The organism is Alkalihalobacillus bogoriensis ATCC BAA-922 (assembly GCF_000621445.1).
Lineage (GTDB): Bacteria > Bacillota > Bacilli > Bacillales > Bacillaceae_F > Bacillus_AO > Bacillus_AO bogoriense.
The window spans coordinates 1-1108 of sequence record NZ_JHYI01000060.1; the positions used below are offsets into that span (position 1 = coordinate 1).

1 protein-coding gene is annotated in these 1108 nt (G+C 28.4%); it reads left to right on the plus strand.

Going from position 1 to position 1108, the window contains the following annotated elements:
• Positions 1–364 precede the first annotated feature (364 nt).
• Positions 365–646 carry a hypothetical protein gene (locus T323_RS0115800; RefSeq protein WP_026674124.1) on the plus strand — a complete coding sequence of 94 codons (282 nt, stop codon included), beginning with the start codon at positions 365–367 and terminating at the stop codon, positions 644–646.
• The last annotated feature ends 462 nt before the right edge of the window (positions 647–1108 follow it).

A 1108-nucleotide genomic window follows, 5' to 3' on the forward strand; every position in this document is an offset into this window, starting at 1 on the left:
CTGTTCAACAATAGAATACAAAGTTTGCGTAACGATTTCTAGTCCAAAATTAATTTTCATTCATGGGGGTGATGGGTACATCATGGATGGTTATTATACTAATTAATATTATTACTCGGATTTAAAAAACAATTGCAGAAAACTTAGAAGTAGTAATATTTAGGTATTGAAACCCCTTTAAATTGTTGAAATCAATGATATCCATTTCAAATTGAAAAAAGTTCTTATTTACATAAAAATACATAAGTCATTCTTTTTACAAAAATTTAAAAGCATTTAGCTGATATAAGAAATGCCTTAATCGGCTGATTCTTCGCTTTAGAGACTTCAACATGATTCCTTAAATTCAATTAAGGAGGAAGAGATGAAAAAAAAGGTAAATAAGAAAAATCTCTTATTGTGGGTACTAACGGGAGTATATACACTTACGCTTGCTATAATTGTCGATGCCTATTTTGATTTTTTTCAAGCTAATAAACTCTTACTTTTATTTTTAATAGTTATTCTATTTCTATTATTATTTTTGATCATTTTATCAGAGAGTAAAAAAATACATGGGTCCACAAAAGTAAATAAAAAAATATTCTTCTCAGCAGTATACTTTTTTATCGTTTTAATATTGGTCATTAGTCTTACAAAAATTTAAAAGCACAAGGGAAGACTGTTTTGACGTAATAATAACTGGCTAATTGGAATAGTCCCCATTGAATTGTTGAAATCAATGATATCCATTTCAAATTGAAAAAAAGAAAGCTTTATTTATATAAAAATACAGAATTTGTATGTTGCTACCAGAAAAAGCAACTCCTATTGAAATGGCTTCTAAAAAAAAGCTTTACTCTAAAGGCTCTTTTTTGTCTTCGAACAGTAGTATTCGGTGTTATTATGATGAACTGCACTATGCTGACCTTTTGATAGTCATTACCTTATCAAGAATTAAAGGTTTTAATTAATTGATATAAGAATTGCTTAACAGAGGATTCTACGCTTTTGGGAACTTTAACAGGATTCCTTATGTTCAGTTAAGGAGGAAGAGATGAAAAAAAAGTAGATAAGAAAAATCTCTTATTGTGGGTAGTATCGGGAGTATATGGAATCACTTTTGCTA

Bases quoted from the DNA above. Each gene is read 5' to 3' on its own strand.
- T323_RS0115800 (WP_026674124.1), top strand. From the start codon at position 365: ATGAAAAAAAAGGTAAATAAGAAAAATCTCTTATTGTGGGTACTAACG.